The sequence below is a fragment of the Streptomyces zinciresistens K42 genome, from assembly GCF_000225525.1.
GTDB classification, from domain to species: domain Bacteria; phylum Actinomycetota; class Actinomycetes; order Streptomycetales; family Streptomycetaceae; genus Streptomyces; species Streptomyces zinciresistens.
Map to the genome: position 1 here is coordinate 1 of NZ_AGBF01000316.1, position 4793 is coordinate 4793.

Annotated in this window: 3 protein-coding genes; all 3 read left to right on the forward strand. The window is 73.3% G+C overall.

What is annotated here, in order from left to right:
• On the forward strand, positions 1-207 hold a 207-nt coding region (locus SZN_RS42090; protein ID WP_208865894.1), incomplete at its 5' end, for a hypothetical protein.
• A gap of 87 nt (positions 208-294) precedes the next feature.
• The gene (locus SZN_RS35385; protein WP_043734853.1) at positions 295-1296 is read left to right on the forward strand and encodes an asparagine synthetase A; all 1002 of its coding nucleotides are present in this window, start codon (positions 295-297) and stop codon (positions 1294-1296) included.
• 76 nt (positions 1297-1372) lie between these two features.
• The coding region (locus SZN_RS35390; protein WP_007504939.1) for a non-ribosomal peptide synthetase at positions 1373-4793 on the forward strand (3421 nt) is incomplete at its 3' end.

A 4793-nucleotide genomic window follows, 5' to 3' on the forward strand; every position in this document is an offset into this window, starting at 1 on the left:
GCCCGTGCCCTCGCCGCGCCCTGTCCCGCCCAGGTCACGCCGCTGCTCGCGGGCGTCGTGCGCCGCTCCGCCCGCCGGGTGTCCCGGTGGGCCGCGCGGTGTGGTCGCCCGCCGCCGCTCCGGGTGTTCCCGGCGCCGGCCGCGGCCCGCGAAGTTCCGCGAATCTGCCGTACGCAACTGCCGATCGACCGAAAAGGCGCGTACTAATCTCACGCTGAAAATCACCGGAGCCGCTGTCGGCCGGGCCCGATCGGCCCGGCCGGCACGTCCCTTTCCAGAGAATCGAGACCTCACATGGCAACGGGCCTGAAGGAAACGGCGGCACCTTCCCGGCGGCGCCCGCCGAATTCCCCGCAGGAACACCTTTCCGACCCGGTCACCCGTGACGTCCTGCGCATTCAGCACCGCATGCTGATGGCGATCCGCAGACATCTCGACGAGGCCGGATTCGTGGAACTGCAGGCGCCGATCATCGGCCCCGTCACCGACCCCGGCGTGCGCGGCGCCAAGCAGGTCGACATCGACTACTACGGCCGCCGCTACAAGCTGATGACGAGCGCGATCCTCTACAAGCAGGCGTCGCTGCACGCCTTCGGCAAGATCTTCTGCATCGCCCCCAACGTCCGCCTGGAACCGCCGGAGACCGCCGACACCGGCCGTCATCTCGCCGAGTTCCACCAGATCGACGTCGAGGCCGCGGGGCACGGCCGCGAGGAGATCATGCGGGTCGCGCAGGGCATCGTGGTCGCGGCCGTCCGCGAGGTGTCCGCCACCATGACGCCGGAGCTGGCCCGCCTCGGCCGCGACACGAGCCGCTTCCAGGACGTCCTCGGCGGCCCCTTCGACGTGATGTCCCACGCCGACGCGGTGGCCCGCGTCGCCGGCGACCCGCACGCCGAGATCGCCTGGGCCGACGAGGCCCGGCTGTCGCGCGAGACGACCCGCCCCTTCTTCGTCACCGACTACCCGAAGGGCTCCCGCGGCTTCTACGACCGCGAAAGCCGCGAGAACCCGGGCGTGCTGCGCAACTTCGACCTCCTGTTGCCCGAGGGATACGGCGAGATAGCCAGCGGCAGCGAACGCGAACACGAATACCAGCGGATCGTGACCCGGATGCGGGAGACCGGCGAGAACCCCGCCAAATACGGCTGGTATCTCGACATGGCCCGCGCCGGAATTCCCGCCAGCGCCGGATTCGGTATCGGCCTGGAACGGCTCACCCGCTATGTCACCGGACTCGAATCCGTCTGGCAGGCCAGCGCCTACCCGAAACTCCCCGGCGTCTACTCCGCCTGAACCGCGGCCCGCCGGCCGGTCACGCACCTCCCGTTCGCCAGATCCGTCAACCCCAGACAAGGTGGAGTGGAACGCCATGCCGACCCATCGTGACGCCGACATGTCCGACGACCGCATCTCGTCGACCGGAGCCGGGGCCGGAGCCGGGGCCGGAGCCCGGCAGGGCGGCGGCACGGCGGACGACGACGGCGGCGGCCGGACCGGCCCCGGGCACGCCGCCCACGTCGTGGCCGCGTTCGCCGCACAGGTCCGGCGCGCGCCCGACGCGGTGGCCCTGCGCGGCGACGGCATCCTCCTCACCTACGGCGAACTCGACCGCGCCGCCAACCGGTTGGCGCACCGGCTGGCCGGCCTCGGCGTCCGCGACCGCCCCGAGACCGCGGTGGCCGTCCTGATGGAACGCTCCGCCGACCTGGTGATCGCCCTCCTCGCGGTCCTCAAGGCGGGCGCCGCCTACGCGCCCCTGCACCCCTCCTACCCGCCCGCCCGGATGCGCGCGGTCATCGAGCAGACCGGCGCCCCCGTCCTGCTCACCGACCGCGCCACCCACCCCGGCGACCTCTTCGACGACCTCGTGACCACCCTGGCCGTCGACGACGACCCCGCCCTCGCCGACTGCCCCGCCACCGACCCCGGCACCGCCCTCGACCCCCGCGCGCTCGCCTACGTCATGTTCACCTCCGGATCGACGGGCGCCCCCAAGGGCGTCGCCGTGACCCACGGCGACATCCTCGCCCTGGCCGCCGACCGCTGCTGGGACGGCGAGGCCCAGCGCCGCGTCCTCGTGCACTCCTCCCACGCCTTCGACGCCGCCACCTACGAGGTGTGGGTCCCGCTCCTCGCCGGCCACGAGGCCGTCCTCGCCCCGCCCGGACAGCTCGACCCGCGCACCCTGCGCCGCCTCGCCGAACAGCACGGCCTCACCGGCCTGTTCCTGACCACCGCCCTGTTCAACCTCGTCGCCGAGGAGGACCCCGAGGTCTTCGACCTGGTACGCCAGGTGTGGAGCGGCGGCGAGGCATGCTCGCCCGACGCCGTCCAACGCGTCCTCGACCACTGCCCGCACACCGAGTTCGTGCATGTCTACGGCCCCACCGAGACCACCACCTTCGCCACCTTCCTGGCACTGCGCCCGCCCCACCGCGTCGGCGCCACCGTGCCGATCGGCCGCGCCATGGACGGCATGGCCGCCCACGTCCTCGACGACGCGCTGCGCCAGGTGCCCGAGGGGGAGTGCGGCGAGCTGTACCTCGCGGGCGCCGGAGTCGCCCGCGGCTACACCGCCCGCCCCGGACTCACTGCGGAGCGGTTCGTGGCCTGCCCGCAGCGCCCCGGCGAGCGCATGTACCGCACCGGCGACCTGGTACGGCAACTCCCCGACGGCGTCATCGAGTTCGTGGGCCGGGTCGACGCCCAGGTCAAGATCCGCGGCTTCCGCATCGAACTCGGCGAGATCGAGGCCGTGCTGGGACGGCTCCCCGGCGTCGGCCGGCGCGTCGTCGTGGTCCGCGAGGACCGGCCCGGCGACAAACGCCTCGTCGCCTACGTCGTCCCCGGCGAGAAAGGCACACCCGACCCCGACGACCTCGCCGCCCGCGCCGCCGGGGAACTCCCCCCGTACATGGTGCCCACCGCCTTCGTGGTGCTCGACTCGCTCCCGCTGAACTCCAACGGCAAGGTCGACCGGGCGGCCCTGCCCGCCCCGGCCGCCCGCACCCACGCCGTCACGGCACCCCGCACCCCCGACGAGGAAGTCCTGTGCCGGCTCTACGCCGAGATCCTGGGCCTCGAACGCGTCGGCGCCGACGAGAGCTTCTTCCGCCTCGGCGGGCACTCACTGCTCGGCTCCCGGCTCATCAGCCGCATCCGCGCCACCTTCGGCGCCGAGGTCACCTTCCCCATGCTGTTCGCCGCGCCCACCGCCGCCGAACTCGCCGCGGCACTGCGCGAGTCCGGCGAGCGCCGGCCCGCGCTGACGGCCGCCGCCCACCGCCCCGACCCCGTCCCGCTCTCCTTCGCCCAACTGCGCCTGTGGTTCCTGCGCGAGTGGGAGGACGGCGGCTCCACCTACAACATCCCGCTGGCCGTGCGGCTGCGCGGCGCCCTGGACCAGGACGCCCTGCGGGCCGCCCTCTCCGACGTCGTCCTGCGCCACGAGGCGCTGCGCACCCTCTTCCCGGCCGTCGACGGCGAACCGCGCCAGCGCATCCTCGCCACCCCCGGCCTCACCCTGCACCGCACCCCCGCGACCGAGGAGCGGCTGCCCGCCCTGCTCGCCGGGGCCGCCGCCCACGTCTTCGACCTGGCTGACGAACTCCCGCTGCGCGCCGAACTGTTCGAGCTCGGCCCCGACGAGCACGTCCTCGCCCTCACTCTGCACCACATCGCCGGTGACGGCTGGTCCATGGCGCCGCTCGCCCGCGACCTGAGCACCGCCTACTCCGCCCGCGCCGCCGGACACGCCCCCGACTGGGCGCCGCTGCCGGTGCAGTACGCCGACTACACGCTCTGGCAGCGCGGCCTCCTCGGCGACGAGGACGACCCCGACAGCCTCGCCGCCCGACAACTCGCCTACTGGACAGGCGCACTCGCCGGCCTGCCGGAGGAGTTGGAGCTGCCGGTGGACCGGTCGCGTCCGGCGGTGGCGTCGCACCGGGGTGCGGTGGTGCGGGTGCGTTCGGGTGCGGAACTGCACGCGGGTCTGGTGCGGTTGGCGCGGGAGAGCGGGGCGACGCTGTTCATGGTGCTCCAGGCGGCGGTGGCGGCGCTGCTGAGCCGGCTGGGTGCGGGGACGGACGTGCCGTTGGGGACGGCGGTGGCGGGTCGTACGGATGAGGGTCTGGACGATCTGGTGGGTTTCTTCGTCAACACGCTGGTGCTGCGCACGGATGTGTCGGGTGATCCGACGTTCCGGGAGCTGCTGGGGCGGGTGCGGGCGGCGGATCTGGAGGCGTACGCGCATCAGGATCTGCCGTTCGAGCGGGTGGTGGAGGCGGTCAACCCGGCCCGGTCCACCGCCCGGCACCCCCTCTTCCAGACCATGCTCGTCCTCCAGAACAACATCGACGGCAGCTACGAGTTCACCGGCGCCGAGGCCACCACCGAGCCCCTGGAGCGCCGGGTGGCCAAGTTCGATCTGACGTTCTTCGTGGCGGAGACGTCGGGTGAGGACGGCCGGCCCGGCGGGCTGAGCTGGGACGTCGAGTACGCCACCGACCTCTACGACGAGAGCACGGTCGCCGCCCTGACCGACCGGCTCACCCGCCTCATGGAAGCCGTCGTCGCGGACGCCGACACCCCGATCGCCTCGGTCCCGCTGCTCGGCGGCCCGGAGCGGCGCCTGCTGCGGGAGTGGAGTGGTGTGGGTGCGGGGGTGGTGGACGGTCGTTCGGTGCCGGAGGTGTTCGAGGCTCGGGTGCGGGTGGTGCCGGGTGCGGTGGCGTTGGTTCAGGGTGGGGTGGAGTGGACGTATGGCGAGGTGAATGCGGGGGCGAATC

What these genes read in the sequence shown, in the direction of transcription:
- SZN_RS35385 (WP_043734853.1), top strand. Translation starts at nt 295, where the DNA reads ATGGCAACGGGCCTGAAGGAAACGGCGGCACCTTCCCGGCGGCGCCCG.